The 19,815-nt window shown below is 71.7% G+C and carries 18 protein-coding genes; 9 read left to right on the top strand and 9 right to left on the bottom strand.

The annotated features are described in order from the left end of the window. The first annotated feature begins 61 nt into the window (after positions 1 to 61). From DRV96_RS00860 to rng, 8 genes are all read left to right on the top strand, one after another. Complete coding sequence (locus tag DRV96_RS00860; protein ID WP_119286642.1) at positions 62 to 793, top strand: YebC/PmpR family DNA-binding transcriptional regulator; 732 nt, start codon at positions 62 to 64, stop codon at positions 791 to 793. 7 nt (positions 794 to 800) lie between these two features. Beyond that, positions 801 to 2,099, top strand: coding sequence for a phosphoribosylamine--glycine ligase (purD, locus tag DRV96_RS00855; RefSeq protein WP_119286640.1), 1,299 nt, complete (start codon positions 801 to 803; stop codon positions 2,097 to 2,099). 166 nt (positions 2,100 to 2,265) lie between these two features. Next, positions 2,266 to 3,186: an oxygen-dependent coproporphyrinogen oxidase gene (hemF, locus tag DRV96_RS00850; RefSeq protein ID WP_119286638.1), complete on the top strand. Its 921-nt coding sequence runs from the start codon at positions 2,266 to 2,268 to the stop codon at positions 3,184 to 3,186. Between the two features lie 46 nt (positions 3,187 to 3,232). Further along, positions 3,233 to 3,856: a nicotinate-nucleotide adenylyltransferase gene (gene nadD / locus DRV96_RS00845; protein WP_119286636.1), complete on the top strand. Its 624-nt coding sequence runs from the start codon at positions 3,233 to 3,235 to the stop codon at positions 3,854 to 3,856. Next, positions 3,857 to 4,594: a ribosome silencing factor gene (rsfS, locus tag DRV96_RS00840; RefSeq protein WP_119286634.1), complete on the top strand. Its 738-nt coding sequence runs from the start codon at positions 3,857 to 3,859 to the stop codon at positions 4,592 to 4,594. 27 nt (positions 4,595 to 4,621) lie between these two features. After that, entirely contained in the window at positions 4,622 to 5,092 is a 471-nt protein-coding gene (gene rlmH / locus DRV96_RS00835) for a 23S rRNA (pseudouridine(1915)-N(3))-methyltransferase RlmH (RefSeq protein ID WP_119286632.1), read from the top strand. Continuing rightward, positions 5,089 to 5,715: a Maf family protein gene (locus DRV96_RS00830; RefSeq protein WP_119286630.1), complete on the top strand. Its 627-nt coding sequence runs from the start codon at positions 5,089 to 5,091 to the stop codon at positions 5,713 to 5,715. The genes rlmH and DRV96_RS00830 overlap by 4 nt, the downstream gene beginning before the upstream one ends. A gap of 24 nt (positions 5,716 to 5,739) precedes the next feature. Continuing rightward, positions 5,740 to 7,209 carry a ribonuclease G gene (gene rng / locus DRV96_RS00825; protein WP_119286627.1) on the top strand — a complete coding sequence of 490 codons (1,470 nt, stop codon included), beginning with the start codon at positions 5,740 to 5,742 and terminating at the stop codon, positions 7,207 to 7,209. Between the two features lie 34 nt (positions 7,210 to 7,243). On the opposite strand, the gene DRV96_RS00820 is transcribed toward rng, so the two are convergent. After that, positions 7,244 to 7,726, bottom strand: a complete 483-nt coding sequence (locus tag DRV96_RS00820) for a hypothetical protein (protein WP_119286625.1) — start codon at positions 7,724 to 7,726, stop codon at positions 7,244 to 7,246. 145 nt (positions 7,727 to 7,871) lie between these two features. On the opposite strand from DRV96_RS00820, the gene dnaE reads away from it, so the two are divergent. Beyond that, positions 7,872 to 11,450: a DNA polymerase III subunit alpha gene (gene dnaE, locus DRV96_RS00815; protein ID WP_119286622.1), complete on the top strand. Its 3,579-nt coding sequence runs from the start codon at positions 7,872 to 7,874 to the stop codon at positions 11,448 to 11,450. Positions 11,451 to 11,486: 36 nt separating this feature from the next. Here dnaE and DRV96_RS00810 read toward each other — a convergent pair whose 3' ends face one another. The 8 genes from DRV96_RS00810 to pheA all read right to left on the bottom strand — a co-directional run bounded on the left by DRV96_RS00810 (position 11,487) and on the right by pheA (position 19,813). Further along, positions 11,487 to 11,804, bottom strand: a complete 318-nt coding sequence (locus tag DRV96_RS00810) for a ComEA family DNA-binding protein (protein ID WP_119286619.1) — start codon at positions 11,802 to 11,804, stop codon at positions 11,487 to 11,489. Positions 11,805 to 11,986: 182 nt separating this feature from the next. Next, the gene (gene lapB / locus DRV96_RS00805) at positions 11,987 to 13,135 is read right to left on the bottom strand and encodes a lipopolysaccharide assembly protein LapB (RefSeq protein WP_119286918.1); all 1,149 of its coding nucleotides are present in this window, start codon (positions 13,133 to 13,135) and stop codon (positions 11,987 to 11,989) included. Next, positions 13,135 to 13,440, bottom strand: a complete 306-nt coding sequence (locus DRV96_RS00800; protein WP_119286617.1) for a LapA family protein — start codon at positions 13,438 to 13,440, stop codon at positions 13,135 to 13,137. Before DRV96_RS00800 ends, lapB begins: the two co-directional genes overlap by 1 nt. Positions 13,441 to 13,496: 56 nt before the next feature. After that, the gene (locus DRV96_RS00795; protein WP_119286614.1) at positions 13,497 to 13,826 is read right to left on the bottom strand and encodes an integration host factor subunit beta; all 330 of its coding nucleotides are present in this window, start codon (positions 13,824 to 13,826) and stop codon (positions 13,497 to 13,499) included. 64 nt (positions 13,827 to 13,890) lie between these two features. Then, positions 13,891 to 15,603, bottom strand: a complete 1,713-nt coding sequence (rpsA, locus tag DRV96_RS00790) for a 30S ribosomal protein S1 (protein ID WP_119286612.1) — start codon at positions 15,601 to 15,603, stop codon at positions 13,891 to 13,893. Between the two features lie 166 nt (positions 15,604 to 15,769). After that, complete coding sequence (locus tag DRV96_RS00785; protein ID WP_119286610.1) at positions 15,770 to 17,785, bottom strand: bifunctional 3-phosphoshikimate 1-carboxyvinyltransferase/cytidylate kinase; 2,016 nt, start codon at positions 17,783 to 17,785, stop codon at positions 15,770 to 15,772. Positions 17,786 to 17,822: 37 nt separating this feature from the next. Continuing rightward, complete coding sequence (locus DRV96_RS00780) at positions 17,823 to 18,692, bottom strand: prephenate dehydrogenase (protein ID WP_119286607.1); 870 nt, start codon at positions 18,690 to 18,692, stop codon at positions 17,823 to 17,825. A 17-nt stretch (positions 18,693 to 18,709) separates the two neighbouring features. After that, positions 18,710 to 19,813, bottom strand: a complete 1,104-nt coding sequence (pheA, locus tag DRV96_RS00775; protein ID WP_119286605.1) for a prephenate dehydratase — start codon at positions 19,811 to 19,813, stop codon at positions 18,710 to 18,712. Positions 19,814 to 19,815 lie beyond the last annotated feature (2 nt).

Below are 19,815 nucleotides of genomic sequence, written 5' to 3'. Positions count from 1 at the left end.
CCCGGACGCGCGGGGGCGCGCCGATAGAATCGCGGCCATCGACGGAGGTGTGCTCAGCATCATGGCCGGACATTCGAAGTGGGCCAACATCCAGCACCGCAAGGGGCGCCAGGACGAGAAGCGCGGCAAGATCTGGACGCGCGTGATCCGCGAGATCATGGTCGCCGCCCGCCAGGGCGGCGGTGACCCGGCCGCCAACCCGCGGCTGCGGCTGGCGATCGAGAAGGCCAAGGCGGCCAACATGCCGGCCGACACGATCAAGCGCAACATCGACAAGGCCACCGGCAACCTCGAGGGCGTGACCTACGATGAGGTGCGCTACGAGGGTTACGGCATCGGTGGGGCGGCGATCATCGTCGACTGCATGACCGACAACCGCGTGCGCACCGTCGCCGAGGTGCGCCACGCGTTCAGCAAGCACGGCGGCAACCTCGGCACCGAGGGCTCGGTGGCGTTCCAGTTCCGCCACTGCGGCCAGCTGGTGTTCGCGCCCGGCACGAGCGAGGACAAGGTGATGGAAGTCGCGCTCGACGCCGGCGCCGACGACGTGATCACGGGCGACGACGGCTCGATCGAGGTGCTGACCGCGCCGGGCGACTTCGAAGCCGTCAAGGAGCGCCTCGAGACCGCGGGACTGAAGCCCGAGGTCGCCGAGGTGACGATGCGTGCCGAGAACACCGTCGAGCTCACCGGTGAAGACGCGCAGCGCATGCGCAAGCTGCTCGACGCGCTCGAGGACCTCGACGACGTGCAGGAGGTCTACCACAACGCCGACCTCGGCGACGAGGCGTGAGGCGCCGATGAAGATGCTGGTGGTCGGCAGCGGCGGGCGCGAGCACGCGCTGGCGTGGCGGCTCGCGCAGTCGCCGAAGGTGCAGCAGGTGTTCGTCGCCCCGGGCAATGGCGGCACCGCGCTCGACGCGCGGCTGCACAACGTCGCGCTGACCGACGTGCCGAGCCTGGCCGACTTCGCGCAGGCCGCGGGCATCGGGCTGACGGTGGTCGGCCCCGAGGCGCCGCTGGCGCTGGGCATCGTCGACGCGTTCCGCGCGCGCGGCCTGCGCATCGTCGGGCCGACGCAGGCGGCCGCGCGCCTCGAGAGCTCGAAGGCGTTCGCCAAAGCGTTCATGCAGCGCCACGGCATTCCCACCGCGCGCCACGCGACGTTCTCCGACGCCGCGGCGGCGCACGCCCACGTCGACCAGCACGGCGCGCCGATCGTCGTCAAGGCCGACGGCCTGGCCGCCGGCAAGGGCGTCGTCGTCGCGACGACGGTGGCCGAGGCGCACGAGGCGATCGACTTCATGCTGCTCGACAACAAGCTCGGCGTCGTGCACAACGCCGACGGCGCGCGCGTCGTGATCGAGGAATTCCTCTTCGGCGAGGAGGCGAGCTTCATCGTGCTGACCGACGGCAAGTCGGTGCTGCCGCTGGCCTCCAGCCAGGACCACAAGCGCCTGCTCGACGGCGACCGCGGGCCCAACACCGGCGGCATGGGCGCGTATTCGCCGGCGCCGGTCGTCACGCCCAACGTGCACGCGAAAGTGATGCACGAGATCATCCTGCCGACGATCGCCGGCATGGCCAAGGACGGCGCGCCGTTCACCGGCTTCCTCTACGCCGGGCTGATGATCGACGCCGAGGGCCGGCCGAAGACCGTCGAGTTCAACGCCCGCCTCGGCGACCCCGAGGCCGAGGTGATCCTGATGCGGCTCAAGAGCGACCTCGCCGACGTGCTGCTGCACGCAGCCAACGGCACGCTCGACCAGATCGAGCTGCACTGGGACCGTCGCGCCGCGCTCGGCGTCGTGATGGCGGCGCACGGCTACCCGCTCGAGCCGCGCAAGGGCGACGTGATCGAGGGCCTGCCGGCGCCGCGCGATGCCGCTGACGCCGACACGATGGTGTTCCACGCCGGCACCGCGCGCGATGCCGACGGGCGCATCGTCACCAGCGGCGGGCGCGTGCTGTGCGTGACGGCGCTCGGCGAGTCGGTCAAGGTCGCGCAGCAGCGTGCCTACGAGGCGCTGCGCCCGATCCACTTCGACGGCGCGCAGTGGCGCACCGACATCGGCCACCGCGCGATCAAGCCGCGCTGATGCGCACACCACCTGTGCCGGCGCGCAGGGGTGCCGCCGGCCGTCCGTTCGGCGGGCCTGCCGCCCTGTGGCTCGCTGGCGACGCAGCCGCCCGCCCGGCGGGCATCGCGCGTCACTTCGACGGCGGGCAGGGGTATCGTGCGGCCCTGGCTTCACCGAACCGCCCATGACGCCCGACATCGCTTCCGTGCGCCGCTACCTGCTCGGCCTGCAGGAACGCATCATCACGACGTTCCAGGCCGAGGACGGCAAGCCCTTCGTCAGCGACGGCTGGACGCGCGAGCCCGGCGGCCGCCTCGAAGGCGACGGGCTGACGCGCCTCGTCGAGGAGGGGCAGCTCTTCGAGCGTGCCGGCTGCAACTTCAGCCACGTCAAGGGGCAGTCGCTGCCGCCGTCGGCGAGCGCGCACCGCCCCGAGCTGGCCGGCGCGCCTTTCGAGGCGCTGGGCGTGTCGCTCGTGTTCCACCCGCGCAACCCGCACGTGCCCACCGTGCACATGAACGTGCGCATGTTCGCCGCGCTGCCCGCCGGTCGCGAGCCGGTGTTCTGGTTCGGCGGCGGCATGGACCTGACGCCGTACTACGGCGTCGAGGACGACGCGCGCCACTTCCACCGCACCTGCCGCGACGCGCTGGCACCGTTCGGCGACGACAAGTACCCGCGCTTCAAGCGCTGGTGCGACGAGTACTTCTTCCTCAAGCACCGCGGCGAGCCGCGCGGCATCGGCGGGGTGTTCTTCGACGACTTCGCCGAGCTCGGCTTCGAGGGCAGCTTCGCGATGACGCGCGCGGTCGGCGACGCCTTCGTCGACGCGTACCTGCCGATCGTGCGCGCGCGCCGCGACACGCCGTACGGCGAGCGCGAGCGCGACTTCCAGGCCTACCGGCGCGGACGCTACGTCGAGTTCAACCTCGTGTTCGACCGCGGCACGCTGTTCGGCCTGCAGTCGGGCGGGCGCACCGAGAGCATCCTGATGTCGATGCCGCCTGTCGTGAAGTGGCGCTACGACTGGCACCCGCAGCCGGGCACGCCCGAGGCGCGGCTGTACACCGACTTCCTGCGCCCGCGGGACTGGGCGGCCGAGTGAGCCTGCGACCTAGCCGCTGCCGGGCGCCCGCACTGCCGCCCCTCGCGTGAGCAAGGTGCTGCGGCTCGGCCTGCTCGGCGGCACCTTCGATCCGCCGCACCTGGGGCACCTCGCGCTGGCGCGCGCGGCGCGCGACCAGCTCGCGCTCGACGAGCTGCGCTGGGTGCCTGCCGGCGCGCCGTGGCAGAAGGCCGGGCGCGTGCTCGCCCCCGCCGCCGACCGGCTCGCGATGGTGCACGCGCTCGTCGACGGCGAGGCGCGCATGCGCGTCGACGATATCGAGATCCGGCGTGCCGGGCCGAGCTACACCGTCGACACCGTGCTCGCGCTGCGGCGCGAGCGGCCCGACGCCGACCTGTTCCTCGTCGTCGGGCAGGACCAGTACGCGCGGCTGCACACCTGGCACCGCTGGCGCGAGCTGCTCGACGCGGTCACGCTCGCGGTCGCCGGCCGCGAGGGCGCGCCGCCGCAGGCGCCGGCCGAACTGGCCGGCGTCGCGCACCGCATGGTCGCGATCGACATGCCCCCGGTGGCCGTGTCGTCGACCGCGGTGCGCGACGCCGCCGCGCGCGGCGCCGACCTGCGTGCCCACGTCGGCGCGGCCGTAGCCGCCTACATCGAACGTCACCACCTGTACCGCCCTTCGACCCCACTGCCTGCCAGGAGCTGAATGGACATCCGCAAGCTGCAACGCGCCATCGTCGACGGCCTCGAGGACGTCAAGGCGCAGAACATCGTCGTCTTCAACACCGAGCACCTGTCGCCGCTGTTCGAGCGCGTGATCATCGCGTCGGGCACGAGCAACCGGCAGACGAAGGCGCTGGCCAGCAGCGTGCGCGAGACGGTCAAGGCGCGCGGCATGCCCGTGCTGCGTACCGAGGGCGAGGACAACGGCGAGTGGATCATCGTCGACTGCGGCGCCGCGGTGTGCCACATCATGCAGCCGGCGATCCGCGACTACTACCACCTCGAGGAGATCTGGGGCGGCAAGCCGGTGCGCGTCAAGCTCGGCGGCGCCGCGCGCGGGTTGCCGAAGGCGGGCGAGGCGTCGCCGCAGCAGTCGGCACCGGTGGACGAGCACGCCGAAAAGCCGGCCGGGAAGCGCGCTGCGAAGACCGCGGCAAAGACGGGGGCCAAGACCGCGGCAAAGACGGCCACGAAGCCGGCGCGGCAACCCGCGGGCGAACCGCCGGCGGCCAAGACGAAGGCGGCCAAAGCGCCGGCAGCCAAGGCGCCGGCGGCCAAGCGGACCGCGGCAGCCGCCGGGCGGGCGCGCGCCCGGTCCGCCGCCGGCAAGACGGCGCCGCGCAAGACAGCGGCCGCCAAGTCGGCGGCGAAGACCCCGGTGAAGACGCCGGTGAAGACGGTGCGCGTCGGCGCGAAGGCGGCCGGCACGCGCAGGCGCTGAAGCGCCGCACGCGGCAGGCGGGCGACGGTGCGTCTGGTGGTGGTCGCGATCGGCCAGCGCCAGCCCGCGTGGGCCGACGCGGCGTGGGACGACTTCGCCAGGCGCTTCCCGCCCGAGATGCGCCTCGAGCTGAAGGCGCTGAAAGCCGAGCCGCGCAGCGGCGGCAAGCCGGTGGCGGCGCTGAAGGCCGCCGAGGCGCAGCGCATCGCGGCCGCGCTGCCCAAGGGCGCGCGGCGCGTCGTCCTCGACGAGCACGGTCAGCGCGTGACGACGGCGCAGCTCGCGCAGCGGCTCGCGTTCTGGAAGGGCGACGGCCGTGACGTCGCGTTCGTGATCGGCGGCCCCGACGGGCTCGACGACACGCTCGTCGCCGGCGCCGACGAGACGCTGCGCCTGTCGGACCTGACGCTGCCGCACGCGCTCGTGCGCGTGCTGCTCGCCGAGGCGCTGTACCGCGCGTGGTCGCTCGGTGCCGGCCACCCGTATCACCGCGAATGAGCGCCGGCTTCGTCTACCTCGCGTCGCAGAGCCCGCGCCGGCGCCAGCTGCTCGCGCAGATCGGCGTGCCGCAAGAACTGCTGCTGCCCGACGCCGACGAAGACGCCGAGGCGCTCGAGGCCGAACGCCCCGGCGAAGCGCCCGAGGACTACGTGGTGCGCGTCACGCGCGCCAAGCTCGACGCGGCGCTGGCGCGCTGGCGCCGCCGCGCGCTGCCGCCGGCGCCGGTGCTCGCGGCCGACACCACCGTCGCGCTCGGCCGCCAGGTGCTCGGCAAGCCGGCCGACGCCGCCGACGCGCGCGCGATGCTCGCGCGCCTGTCGGGGCGCACGCACCGCGTGCTGACCGCCGTCGCGCTCGCGTGGCCCGACGCCGACCCGCTCGCCGTGCCGCGCGTGCACGCGGCGCTGAGCATCTCGCACGTGCGCTGGCGCGCGCTGACACCGGCCGAGATCGACGCCTACGTCGCCAGCGGCGAGCCGATGGGCAAGGCCGGTGCCTACGCGATCCAGAGCGGCGCCGCGCGCTGGACCGAGCACATCGACGGCAGCTACAGCGGCATCATGGGGCTGCCGCTGTTCGAGGTCGACCGCCTGCTGGCCGAAAGCGGCTGGAAAGCCTGAGCGCCGCGCGGCTACCATGCCGGCATGCAAGACATCCTGATCAACTGGACGCCGCAGGAAACGCGCGTGGCCGTCGTCGAGAACGGCGCCGTGCAGGAACTGCACCTCGAGCGCGCGCTCGAGCGCGGGCTGGTCGGCAACATCTACCTCGGCAAGGTCGCGCGCGTGCTGCCGGGCATGCAAAGCGCCTTCGTCGACATCGGGCTCGAGCGCGCCGCGTTCCTGCACGTGGCCGACCTGTTCGGTGCACGCAGCGACGGCAACGGCGGCGGTGTGCCGCTGCCGATCGAGAAGCAGGTCTTCGAGGGGCAGACGCTGACGGTGCAGGTCATCAAGGACCCGATCGGCACCAAGGGCGCGCGGCTGTCGACGCAGATCAGCATCGCCGGGCGGCTGCTCGTGTTCCTGCCGCAGGACAAGCACATCGGCATCTCGCAGCGCATCGGCTCGCACGAGCTGCGCGAGCAGCTGCGCGCGCGCGTGCAGGCGCTGGCCGCCACGCCAGACGGCAGCGCCGCAGGCGGCTTCATCCTGCGCACGAACGCCGAGGACGCCACCGACGCCGAACTCGCCGACGACATCGCCTACCTGCGCAAGACCTGGGCCGCGATCCGCCAGCGCGCGCTGTCGCAGCCGCCGGGCACGCTGCTGCACCAGGACCTGACGCTGGCCGAGCGCGTGCTGCGCGACCTCGCCGACGAGCACACGCAGACGATCCGCATCGACTCGAAGCTGCAGTACGAGCACCTGCTCGCTTTCGGCCGCGCCTACACGCCAGGGGCGGTCGGCAAGCTGCAGCACTACCAGGGCGAGCGCCCCGTGTTCGACCTGTACAACGTCGACGACGAGATCGCGAAGGCGCTGGCGCGCCGCGTCGACCTCAAGAGTGGCGGCTACCTGATCATCGACCAGACCGAGGCACTGACGACGATCGACGTCAACACCGGCGGCTTCGTCGGCGCGCGCAACTTCGACGACACGATCTTCAAGACCAACCTCGAGGCCGCCGGCGCGATCGCGCGCCAGCTGCGGCTGCGCAACCTCGGCGGCATCATCATCGTCGACTTCATCGACATGAGCCGCGAAGAGCACCAGGCCGCGGTGCTCGCCGAGTTCCGCAAGCAGCTCGCGCGCGACCGCACCAAGGTCACGGTCGGCGGCTTCACGCAGCTCGGGCTGGTCGAGATGACGCGCAAGCGCACGCGCGAGAGCCTGGCGCACATGCTGTGCGAGCCGTGCCCGACCTGCGGCGGCCGCGGCCAGGTCAAGACCGCGCGCAGCGTGTGCTACGACATCCTGCGCGAGATCCTGCGCGAGGCGCGCCAGTTCGACCCGAAGGAGTTCCGCGTCGTCGCGAGCCCGGCGGTGGTCGAGATGCTGCTCGACGAGGAGAGCCCGCACCTGGCGGGCCTGTCGGAGTTCATCGGCAAGCCGATCTCGCTGTCGGCCGAGCCGTCGATGAACCCGGAGCAGTACGACATCGTGCTGCTGTGACGGGCAGGCCATGCCCGCGCGGCCGCGGTGGCCTTCACTTGCTCGTCGCTGCCGTGGGCGTGGGTTCGGTGCCCGGCGTCGGCAGGCCTTCCTTCTCGGCGCTGCGATCGAAGATCAGCGTCTTGCCGAACACGAGCTGCATCCACGTGGGGTACGTGTAGGCGGTCCCCTTGTTGTGGTCGATGATCGCGCCGATGCCGCCACCGAGGATGATGTTGCCGAACATCCCGGCGTTGGCACGCGAGATGGCCCGCGCGTTGGCGTCGGGCTGGCCGGAATGCTTGCACACGATGTCCAGGTCTTTGCTCGACCGCCGCACCTGGACCGTCGATCCCGACTTCGTCGTGACGGTGCCGTAGTCGTTGGTCAGCGCGCATTCGGCACCGGTGACGAACGTCCCGTCCGCGGTCTGCGTTTCGATCTTCAGCGGGTGCGTGGAGTCGTTGACGACGGTGGCGCAGCCGCCCAGCACGACGGAGGCGCAAAGAGCAAGGGATGCGGCGATTCGAGTCTGCATGGGAGTCGTTCGTTGAGGTCGCAACTACTGGCGTGCCGAGGCCCTGCGGCCCCGGCATGTCGGCGCATTATCGTGGCCTGAGGTGCAGGGCAGCGCAGCGGGCACGTTCGGGGCCGCGTGGGTGCGGCTGCCTACAATGCCCGCGATGTCGTTCGTCCACCTGCGCCTGCACAGCGAATACTCGGTCGTCGACGGCACGCTGCGCATCGACGATGCCGCCGCCGCCGCCGCGCGGGCCGACGGTCAGCCGGCGCTGGCGCTGACGGACCTCGCGAACCTGTTCGGTGCGGTCAAGTTCTACAAGGCGTGCCGCGGCGCTGGTGTCAAGCCGATCCTCGGCGCCGACCTGTGGATGGAGCCGCTGCCCGACGGGCTCGTGCCCGGCGCGGGCGGTGACAAGCAGCCCAGCCGGCTGCTCGTGCTGGTGCAGGACCGCAGCGGCTACCTGCACCTGTGCGAACTGCTCTCGCGCGCGTGGACGACCAACGTGCAGCGCACGCAGGCCTGGGTCAAGTGGGAGTGGCTGGCCGAGCTCGGCGGCGGTCTGATCGCGCTGTCGGGCGCCGACGGCGGCGCCGTCGGCGCGGCGCTGCTCGCAGGCGATGCGCGCCGCGCCGCGGCGATCGCGCGCCACCTCGCGGCGCTGTTTCCGCGCCGCTTCTACCTCGAGCTGCAGCGCGCCGGCTTGCCGACCCACGAGGCCCACGTGCGCGCCGCGGTGCCGCTGGCGGCCGAGCTCGGGCTGCCGGTGGTGGCCACGCACCCGGTGCAGTTCCTCGAGCCCGACGACTTCGACGCACACGAGGCGCGCGTGTGCATCGCCGAAGGGGAGACGCTCGCCAACCCGCGGCGCGTGCGCCGCTTCACGCGCGAGCAGCACTTCAAGAGCGCGGCGCAGATGCGCGAGCTGTTCGCCGACGTGCCGTCGGCGCTGGCCAACACGCTCGAGATCGCGAAGCGCTGCAACCTGACGCTCACGCTCGGCAAGCCTCAGCTGCCCGACTTCCCGACACCCGTGCTGCCCGACGGCAGCCGCATGCCGATCGAGGCGTACTTCCGCCAGCGCTCGTTCGAGGGGCTCGAGCAGCGGCTGGCCGCGCTGTACCCCGATGCGGCCGAGCGCGAGCGGCAGCGGCCGCGCTACGTCGAGCGGCTCGAGTTCGAGATCGCGACGATCGTGAAGATGGGCTTTCCGGGCTACTTCCTGATCGTCTCCGACTTCATCACGTGGGCCAAGGCCAACGCCTGCCCGGTGGGCCCCGGACGCGGCTCGGGGGCGGGCTCGCTGGTGGCGTACGCGCTGGCGATCACCGACCTCGACCCGCTGCGCTACAAGCTGCTGTTCGAGCGCTTCCTGAACCCCGAGCGCGTGTCGATGCCCGACTTCGACATCGACTTCTGTCAGGCCAACCGCGAGCGCGTGATCGACTACGTCAAGGCCAAGTACGGCCGCGATGCGGTGAGCCAGATCGCGACCTTCGGCACGATGGCGGCGAAGGCCGCGCTGCGCGACGTCGGCCGCGTGCTCGGGATGGGCTACGGCCACGTCGACAGCATCGCCAAGCTGATCCCGGCGCCGCCCGGCAAGACGGTGACGCTGGCCAAGCTGCCCGACAAGCCCGACCCGGGGCTGATCTACGCGCGCAAGGAAGAGCCCGAGATCGACCGTCGCGAGGCCGCCGACGAGGAAGTGGCCGAGCTGCTCGCGCTGGCCACGCGCGTCGAGGGCATCGTGCGCAACATCGGCATGCACGCCGGCGGCGTGCTGATCGCGCCCGGCAAGATCACTGACTTCTGCCCGCTGTACCAGCAGCCCGGCAGCGACAGCGCGGTGAGCCAGTTCGACAAGGACGATGTCGAGGCGATCGGGCTGGTCAAGTTCGATTTCCTGGGCCTCGCGACGCTGACGATCCTCGAGCTGGCCAAGGAGTTCATCGTCGCCGGCGATGCGGCCAGGAAGGACTTCGCCTACGAGCGCATCCCGCTCGACGACGCGCAGGTCTACCGGCTGTTCTCCGACGGCCTGACCGAGGCGGTGTTCCAGTTCGAATCGCCGGGCATGCAGCGCATGCTGCGCGAGGCCAAGCCGAGCCGGCTCGAGGACCTGATCGCCCTGAACGCGCTGTACCGCCCGGGGCCGATGGACCTGATCCCGAGCTTCGTCGCGCGCAAGCACGGGCGCGAGCCGGTCGAGTACCCGCACCCGCTCGTCGAACCGGTGCTGGCCGAGACCTACGGGATCATGGTCTACCAGGAACAGGTGATGCAGGTCGCGCAGATCCTGGGCGGCTACTCGCTCGGCGGCGCCGACCTGCTGCGCCGCGCGATGGGCAAGAAGAAGCCCGAGGAGATGGCCAAGCACCGCGAGACCTTCCGCGCCGGTGCGGCCCAGAACGGCATCGACCAGGCCAAGGCCGACGAGATCTTCGACCTGATGGAGAAGTTCGCCGGCTACGGCTTCAACAAGAGCCACGCCGCCGCGTACTCGCTGCTCGCGTACCACACGGCGTGGGTCAAGGTGCACCACCCGGCCGAGTTCTACGCGGCCAACATGACGATCGAGCTCGACGACACCGACAAGCTGCACGTGCTGTGGAACGACGCGCGGCAGTTCGGCGTGTCGTTCGACCCGCCCGACGTCAACGCCGGCACCTACCGCTTCGAGCCGGTGGGGCCGAAGCGCATCCGCTACGGCCTCGGCGCGATCAAGGGCACGGGGCAGGGCGCGATCGAAGCCATCGTCGCCGCGCGCGAAGGGCAGGGCGCCGGCCCCCGCGGCGCCGAGCGCGGGCCGTTTCGCAGCCTGTTCGACTTCGCCGCGCGCGTGGACCGCCAGCGCGTCAACAAGCGCGTCGTCGAGGCGCTGATCAAGGGCGGTGCGTTCGACGCGCTGCACCCCGACCGTGCGTCGGCGCTGGCCAGCGTCGGCCTCGCGTTCGACTGGGCCGAGACGCAGGAGGCCAACGCGCACCAGGCCGGGCTGTTCGACTTCGGCGCCGACGACACCGCGGCGAGCACGCGCGAGCCGCCGCTGGTCGCCGCCGAGCCGTGGGGCGTGCGCGAGAAGCTGCTGCTCGAGCGCACCGCGCTGGGCTTCTACCTGTCGGGGCATCTGTTCGATGCGTGCGAGGCCGAGGTGCGGCAGTTCGTGCGCCGGCGCATCGCCGACCTCGTCGACACGCGCGAGCCGCAGCTCGTGGCCGGCATCGTCGCCGACCTGCGCATCGTCAACGGCCAGCGCGGGCGCGTCGCGATCTTCAAGCTCGACGATGGCAGCGCGACGATCGAGACGGTGGCCAGCGAAGAGCTCCTCGACGCGATGCGCGACGTGCTGCGCGACGACGAACTCGTCATCGTGCAGGGGCGCGTGCAGCCCGACCGCTTCGGCGGTGGCCTGCGCTTGAACGTCAACCAGCTGTGGGACCTGCCCACGGCGCGCTGCCGCTTCGCACGCTACCTGCGCGTGGCCGTCAACGGCCACACGCCACCGGTGGCCGAGCTGCTGAAGGAGTTCCCGGCACGACGCGTCGCGACCGACGACGGCGACCTCGTGCAGGGATTGACGGTGCGCCTGCTGCTGCAGCGCGAACGCGCCGTCGCCGAACTCGATCTCGGCGAGGCGGCGCGCTTCTTTCCCAGCGATGCCGCGCTGGAGCGGTGGCGGCGCTGCACCGGTGGTGGCGCACGCCTGGTGTACGAGCCCGAGGCCGACGCGTTGCATTGATCGCGCCGCCGGCCCCGGCGGGCCGCGCTGGCGGCGTCAGCGCTTGGCGTCGGCTTTCGGCGCGGCGGCAGGCTTGTCCTTCGGCGCCGCCGCGTAGGCGCTGCCGGAGACCGTCAGGCCGGCCGACGAGAAGCGCGCGGCGTTGCCGTCGCCGATCCCTTTGACGCGGACGATGAGGTCGCTCCAGTCCTTGAACGGGCCCTTCTTGCGCTCTTCGAGGATGCGCTCCGACATCGCGGGCCCGATGCCCTTGACGGTCTCGAGCTCGGCCTGCGAGGCCTTGTTGATGTCGACGGTGGCTTGCGCGGCGAAGGTCAGCGCGGCAAGCACGGTGGCGATCAGCATGCGGTACATGGCGGTCTCCTGGACGGGTGAAGGGGCAGGGGCGGGGCCGAGACGGTGGCGAGCGGGCTCGCGCGTTCGACCTGCAGACCATTCTGGGCAGCGACGCGTCGCATGACACTCCACCGGGAGTGCCACTCCGGCGGGGGTCTGCTCGCGGGGCCCCCGCACGGGCGGCCGCCGAGCCGCGCGCGTCAGAGCTCTTCGATGCGCAGCGGCGGGAAGCTGTCCCAGCTCAGGCAGCCGGGACACTGCCAGAAGTACTGCTGCGCCTCGAAGCCGCACGCGGCGCAGCGGTAGCGCTGCAGCGGCTTTGCGGCGCGCGCCACCGCTTCGCGCACGCCGCGCTGCACCGACTCGGCATCGGCGCCGTGCGGTGCCGACAGCACTTCGAGTGCGGCCGACAGCGTCGGCTGGCGGCGCAGTTGCTCGGCCCAACGCGGCGACGTGCCTGCCGGCACGCCGTCGAGGACGTCGAGCGCGCGCAGCAGCGCGACACCCCCGTGTCGCTCGGCGAGTGCGGTGAGCAGCGCACGTGCGCGCTCCCGCTGGCCGCTGGCGATCGCGCTGTCGACGTAGTCGCCGGCCACGAGCTGGAAGGCGGCGGGGCTGCGCTGGCACAGCTCGGTGTACGCCTCGACCGCCTGCGCGTGCTGGCCGCCGCGCGCCAGGCGCTGCGCCTCGATGAGCCAGGGCCGCGGGGCCTGCGGCGCGGCGGCCTTCGCGCGCTGCAGCGCCGCGTCGAATTCTTCGTCGTGCCCGCGCGCGTCGGCCTCGAGGGCCAGCTCGCACCAGTAGTGCGAGATGCGGTGGGCGAACGAGCCGGTGCCGGTGCCCTCGAGCCGCGCGGCGATGTCGGCTGCGGCGCGCCAGTCGCGCGAGCGCTCGTACAGGCCGAGCAGTGCCAGCCGCGCCTCGGTCTCGAAGGCGGTGCCCTCCAGCGCGCGGAACGCCTGCTCGGCGCGGTCGAACAGTCCGGCCTTCGCGAAGTCGTGCGCGAGCGCGAACTGGGCGCGGTCGCGGTCGGCCGCCTTGAGGTCGCCGCGCTGCAGCAGGTGCTGGTGCACGCGCACGGCGCGCTCGAACTCGCCGCGGCGACGGAACAGGTTGCCCAGCGCGAAGTGCAGCTCGGTGGTGTCGGGGTCGTGCTGAACGGCCTCGATGAAGGCGTCGATCGCCTTGTCCTGCTGTTCGTTGAGCAGCAGGTTCAGGCCCTTGAAGTAGGCGCGCGGGGCATCGCGCTGCTCGCGCTTCCACTGCCGCGATTCGAGCCGCGCGCCGATCCAGCCGAGCGCGAAGGCGATCGGCAGGCCCAGCAGCAGCCACTGCAGGTCGAACTCGATCACAGGCCCTCGCGGGGCGGATGGTCGGGCAGCGGCTCGGCGGCGGGCCGCGCGTCGGCGGCGGAGGGCACGGCGCCTGCCGCCGCCCGGCGGCCCCAGCGGCGCTGGCGCCACCAGCTGGGCATCATCGCGACGACGCCGAACGCGCAGCCGGCCGCGAAAGCCACCAGCACGACGATGACCATCGGGGCGCGCCATTCGACGCCGAAGAACCAGCGCACGACGGCGTCCTGCTGGTTGTTGAGCGCGAACGCGAACAGCGTGAAGAAGACGAGGGCCCGAAGGAGCCAGACGAGCGCGCGCATGCGCGGCGCATTCTAGAGGCGCGCGCCCGGCGCCGCGTGCAAAAACGGCGCAGGGGTCAGGCCGCGTCGACGGCCGACGCCAGCGGCGGGGCGGGGTCGACGGGCAGGCGCGCGTCGACGGCTTCGCGCAAGGCCTTGCCGGGCTTGAAGTGCGGCACCAGCTTCTCCGGAATCACCACCTGCTCACCGCTGCGCGGGTTGCGGCCCACGCGCGGCGGGCGGCGGCTGATCGAAAAGCTGCCGAAGCCGCGGATCTCGATGCGGTGACCGCGCGCGAGCGCGTCGCTCATCGCGTCGAGGATCATCTTGACGGCGAGTTCGGTGTCGCGCTGCGTGAGCTGGCCGAAGCGCTCGGCCAGCGTCGCGACGAGGTCGCTGCGGGTCATGGGGCAGGGCGGGGTCGGCAGGGCGGCGACGCGGCGCGCGGGCGCCGCATCGCCGCCACGAGCGTCACTCGTTGCGGTTGTCGAGCTTCGCGCGCAGCAGCGCGCCCAGGCTCGTCGTGCCGGCGGTCTCGCGCTCGTTGCTCTGCGCCAGGCGCTGCATCGCCTCCTGCTGGTCGGCGTTGTCCTTGGCCTTGATCGACAACTGGATCGAGCGCGTCTTGCGGTCGACGTTGATGATCATCGCGCTGATCTCGTCGCCTTCCTTCAGCAGGTTGCGCGCGTCCTCGACGCGGTCGCGGCTGATCTCGCTGGCGCGCAGGTAGCCGGTGACGTCGGGCGTGAGCTGGATCTCGGCGCCACGCGCGTCGACGCTCTTGACCGTGCCGGTGACGATCGCGCCGCGGTCGTTCATCGTCGTGTAGGTCGCGAACGGGTCACCGTCGAGCTGCTTGATGCCCAGGCTGATGCGCTCGCGCTCGACATCGACGCCGAGCACGACGGCCTCGACCTCCTGGCCCTTCTTGTAGTTGCGCACCGCGACTTCGCCAGGCTCGTGCCACGACAGGTCCGACAGGTGCACCAGGCCGTCGATGCCCTGCGCTAGGCCGATGAAGATGCCGAAGTCGGTGATCGACTTGACCGGGCCCTTCACGCGGTCGCCGCGCTTGACGTTCTGCGCGAACTCCTCCCACGGGTTGGGCTTGCACTGCTTCATGCCCAGGCTGATGCGGCGCTTGTCCTCGTCGATCTCGAGCACCATCACCTCGACCTCGTCGCCGAGGCTGACGACCTTGCTCGGCGCGACGTTCTTGTTCGTCCAGTCCATCTCAGAGACGTGCACCAGCCCCTCGATGCCGGGTTCGATCTCGACGAACGCGCCGTAGTCGGCGATGTTGGTGACCTTGCCGAACAGGCGCGTGCCCGCCGGGTAGCGGCGCGCGACGCCGAGCCACGGGTCGTCGCCGAGCTGCTTCAGGCCCAGGCTGACGCGGTTCTTTTCGGCGTCGAACTTGAGTACCTTGGCGTCGAGTTCCTGGCCGACCTGCACCACTTCGGTCGGGTGGCGCACGCGGCGCCAGGCCATGTCGGTGATGTGCAGCAGGCCGTCGATGCCGCCGAGGTCGACGAATGCGCCGTACTCGGTGATGTTCTTGACGACACCGTGCACGATCGCGCCTTCACGCAGCGTCTCGAGCAGCTTCGCGCGCTCCTCGCCCATCGAGGCTTCGACGACGGCGCGGCGGCTCAGCACGACGTTGTTGCGCTTGCGGTCGAGCTTGATGACCTTGAACTCCATCGTCTTGCCTTCGTACGGCGACAGATCCTTGACCGGCCGCGTGTCGATCAGGCTGCCCGGCAGGAAGGCGCGGATGCCGTTGACGAGCACCGTCAGGCCGCCCTTGACCTTGCCGTTGACGGTGCCGGTGACGAATTCACCCGACTCGAGCGCGTTCTCGAGCGCCATCCACGACGCGAGGCGCTTGGCCTTGTCGCGCGACAGGATCGTGTCGCCGTAGCCATTCTCGAAGGCGTCGATCGCGACGGCGACGAAGTCGCCGACCTGGACCTCGAGCTCGCCCTGGTCGTTCTTGAACTCGTCGATGGGCACGTAGGCCTCGGACTTCAGGCCGGCGTTGACGACGACGTAGTTGTGCTCGATGCGCACCACCTCGGCCGAGATGACCTCGCCGGAGCGCAGGTCGCGCTTGCGCAGGCTTTCTTCGAACAGCGCGGCGAACGACTCGCCGCCCGAGGTGGCGGTTTGGGTTTGGGACATGAAGGGGTTTCCTGAAGCCGGCACCAGGTGGGGGCACCGGTGTAGTTTGCAACCGGGGGGTTGCGGGTTGGGTTGGACACACCCGGAGACTCGGTGCGCCCGCGCCGGGAGAGCACGGGCGCGGCGGGGGAGCCGCCGGACCTGCCGCTCGCGACGGCCGCAGCCGTCAGTCGAACGGGCTGCGCTGCGCCCACCAAGCCAGCACCTGCGCGACCGACTGGTCCACGCTCAGTGTCGAGTTGTCGAGCAACAGCGCGTCTTCGGCCGGCTTCAGGGGCGCCACGCTGCGCGAGCGGTCCCGCGCGTCGCGCGCTTCCAAATCCGCACGAAGATCAGTGATGTTAGCCGAAATTCCTTTGGAAATCAATTGCTTATACCTACGCTCGGCACGCATCGCCGCGTTGGCGGTGAGGAACACCTTGAGCTTGGCGTCGGGAAAGACGACGGTGCCCATGTCGCGCCCGTCGGCCACGAGGCCGGGCGGGCGCCGGAACGCGAGCTGCAGGTCGTGCAGCGCCTGCCGTACCTCTGGCAGCGCCGAGATGCGCGACGCGGTCGCGCCCACCGCCTCGAGGCGCAGCTCGGCGCTCACGTCGCGCCCGTCGAGCCACAGCGCCTCGCCGTCGAAGCGCAGCTGCAGCCGCTGCGCGAGGGCGGCCAGCGCGGGGCCGCTCGAGGTGTCGACGTTCGCGTCGAGCGCCGCCAGCGCCAGCGCGCGGTACAGCGACCCCGAGTCGAGCTTGTGGTAGCCGAGCGCGCGCGCCACCTCGGTGGCCAGCGTGCCCTTGCCCGACGCGGTCGGCCCGTCGATCGTGATCACCGGCACGTGGTGCGGTTCGGTGCGCGCGAGCGCGAACAGCGCCTCGAAGTAGTCGGGGAAGGTCTTGCCGACGCACTTCGGGTCGCGGATGCGCACCGGCACCGGCGGCGTCGCGCCCGCGAGCGGGTTGAACGCCGCCAGCGACAGGCACATCGCCATGCGGTGGTCGTCGTAGGTGTCGATCGTCGCAGCGCGCCACGTGCGCGGCGGCGTCACGCGGATGAAGTCGTCGCCGGTGGCGACCTCGGCACCGAGCTTGTGCAGCTCGGTGGCCATCGCGGCGATGCGGTCGGTTTCCTTGACGCGCCAGCTGGCGATGTTGGTGAGCGTCGTCGGCGCGTCGGCGTACAGCGCCATCACCGCGAGCGTCATCGCGGCGTCGGGGATGTGGTTGCAGTCCAGCGCGATGGCTGTCAGCGGCCACCGGCCGCGGCGCACGACGACGCGCGACGCCTCGGCCGTGACGTCGGCGCCCATCGCGCGCGCGGCGTCGACGAAGCGCATGTCGCCCTGGATCGAGTCGCGGCCGACGCCTTCGATGACCACCGGCGCGTCGGTGGCCGCGATCGCGCCGAGCGCAACGAAGTACGACGCCGACGACGCATCGCCCTCGACCCACACCTCGCCCGGGGTTCGGTAGCGGCTGCCGGCCGGGATCGTGAAGCGCTGCCAGCCCTCGCGCCGCACCGCGATGCCGAAGCGCGCCAGCAGGTTCAGCGTGATCTCGACATAGGGCTTGGAGATCAACTCGCCGACGACTTCGACGACGACGTCGCCGGCGTCGCTGGCCAGCGGCAGCGCCAGCAGCAGCGCGGTCAGGAACTGGCTCGAGACGTCGCCGCGCACGCGGATCGGTGCGTCGGTCGCGAGCCGCCCGCCGGCGTCGCCGCGCACGGCCAGCGGCGGAAAGCCTCGCGCACCGAGCTCGTCGATGGTGCAGCCCAGCGGTCGCAGCGCGTCGACGAGGTCGCCGATCGGCCGCTCGTGCATGCGCGCGACACCCGCGAGCTCGAAGCGCCCACCCTGCGTCGCGGCGAGCACGGCCAGCGCCGCGGTCAGCGGGCGCATCGCGGTGCCGGCGTTGCCGAGGAACAGCTTCGCCTCGTGCACCGCGAGCCGGCCGCCGAGGCCGGTGACGCGCGTGACGCCGCCGTCGCGCTCGATGCCGCAGCCCAGCTGCCGCAGCGCCTCGAGCATCACCGCGGTGTCGTCGGAGTCGAGCAGGCCGTGCACGGTGGTCGTGCCGTCGGCCAGGCCGGCGAGCAGCAGCACGCGGTTCGAGATGCTCTTCGAGCCGGGCAGCGTCACGGTGCCGGCGGCGCCGGTCAGCGGGGGCAGGTCGAGGAAGGGGATCGAGTACATCGGCGTGACCGCGCGTGCGCCGCGGCCTGGCAAGGCGTCAGCGGCGCTGGTTCATCTGCCACTGCGCGCGGGCTTCCGACGCGCTGCGGATCAGGTCCTCGAGCGCCTCGGCGTTGCCCGAGCGCATCACATGCTCGAACGCGTCGAGCGTGTGGCGGAAGCGCTGCGCCTGGCGGATGACCTCTTCGCGGTTGGCGAGCAGGATGTCGCGCCACACGGCGGGGTCGCTCGCGGCGATGCGGGTGAAGTCGCGAAAGCCCGGCCCGGCGAGTGAGAGGAAGTCGCGACCGGCCGGCTGGCGCGCCACCGCGCTGAAGTAAGCGAACGCCAGCAGGTGCGGCAGGTGGCTGACGGCGGCGAACGCAGCGTCGTGGTTCTCGGGCGACATCTTCAGCACCTGCGCGCCGATCGCGGCCCAGACGTCGGTGGCGCGCTGCACCAGCTCGGGCGGCGTCTGCGCCAGCGGCGTCAGGATCACCTGGCGGCCCGCGTACAGCCCGGCGTCGGCGTGGTCGATGCCCGAGGCTTCCTTGCCGGCGATCGGGTGCGCCGGCACGAAGTGCACGACGCGCTCCTTCAGCACGCGGCGCGCGGCGTCGACGACGTCGCGCTTGGTCGAACCCACGTCCATCACGAGCATCCCGGGCTCGACGAGGTTGCGGATCGCGCGCAGCGTCGTCTCGGTGGCCGACACCGGCACCGCGATCAGCACGAGGTCGGAGCCGGCCACCGCGAGCAGCGCCGACTCGGCGGCGACGTCGATGATGCCCATGCGCTTGGCGCGCTCGGTCGTCGACGGCGACTTGCTGTAACCGACGACGCGCTTGACCAGCCCCTGGCGCTTGAGTGCGAGCGCGAACGAGCCGCCCATCAGGCCGCATCCGATCACGCCGAGCTGCTGGAACATGGTGTCGCGCGCGCCGTTCAGTGGACGTCGACCGGGTACGTGCCCAGCAGCTTGAAGAAGGCGCACTCCGCGCGCAGCGCCTTCAGCGCCGCGTCGACGTGCGGCTCGTCGGGGTGACCCTGGATGTCGATGTAGAAGTAGTACTCCCACTGCCCCGAGCGCGCCGGACGCGACTCGAAGCGCGTCATCGACACGCCGTGTGCCTTCAGCGGCACGAGCATGTCGTGCACCGCGCCGGGCCGGTTGGCCACCGAGACGACGAGGCTGGTGCAGTCGTGCCCCGACGCGCGCGGCGCCGGGTGACGGTCGGGGTGGGTCACGATCGCGAAGCGCGTGCGGTTGTGCGCGTCGTCCTGGATCGCCGGCGCAACGACGTGCAGCCCCCACTCGCTCGCCGCGCGCTCGCTCGCGATCGCAGCGAGCGACGCGTCCTGCGCCGCGAGGCGTGCGCCCTCGGCGTTGCTGGCCACCGGGCGCCGCTCGACGGTCGGCAGGTGGTTCGACAGCCAGCCGTGGCACTGCGCGAGCGCCTGCGGGTGGGCGCACACGGCGACGATGCCGTCGAGCCCTTCGACCCGTCGCAGCAGGTTGTGGCGCACGTTGAGACTGGTCTCGCCGATGATGAACAGCGGTGTCGTCAGGAACAGGTCGAGAGAGCGTGCGACGACGCCCTCGGTCGAGTTCTCGACCGGCACGACACCGAAGTCGGCGGCGCCTGCCGTCGTCGTGCGAAAGACTTCGTCGATGCTCACGCACGGCACGCGCTCGATCGAGCTGCCGAAGTAGCCGAGCGCGGCCTGCTCGCTGAACGTGCCGGCGGGGCCCAGGTAGGCGACCCGCGTCGGTGTTTCGAGCGCGCGACACGCCGACATGATCTCGCGCCAGATCGGCGCGATGCTCTCGGTCTTCAGCGGTCCGGGGTTGGCGGCCTTCAGCCCGTCGATGACCTGCGCCTCGCGCTCGGGCCGAAAGACGACGGAGCCTTCGCGCTTCTTGATCTCGCCGACCTCCTGCGCCAGCCGCGCACGGCGGTTCAGCAGCGCGAGCAGCTCCCGGTCGAGCGCGTCGATCTGGGCGCGCAGCGCGGCCAGCGTGGGGGCGGTGGAAGGCGTGTCGGACATCT

The organism is Azohydromonas sediminis (assembly GCF_003574675.1).
Classification (GTDB): domain Bacteria; phylum Pseudomonadota; class Gammaproteobacteria; order Burkholderiales; family Burkholderiaceae_C; genus Calidifontimicrobium; species Calidifontimicrobium sediminis.
The sequence above is the reverse complement of the archived record's forward strand: the minus strand, read 5'-3'. Positions and strand labels throughout refer to the sequence as shown.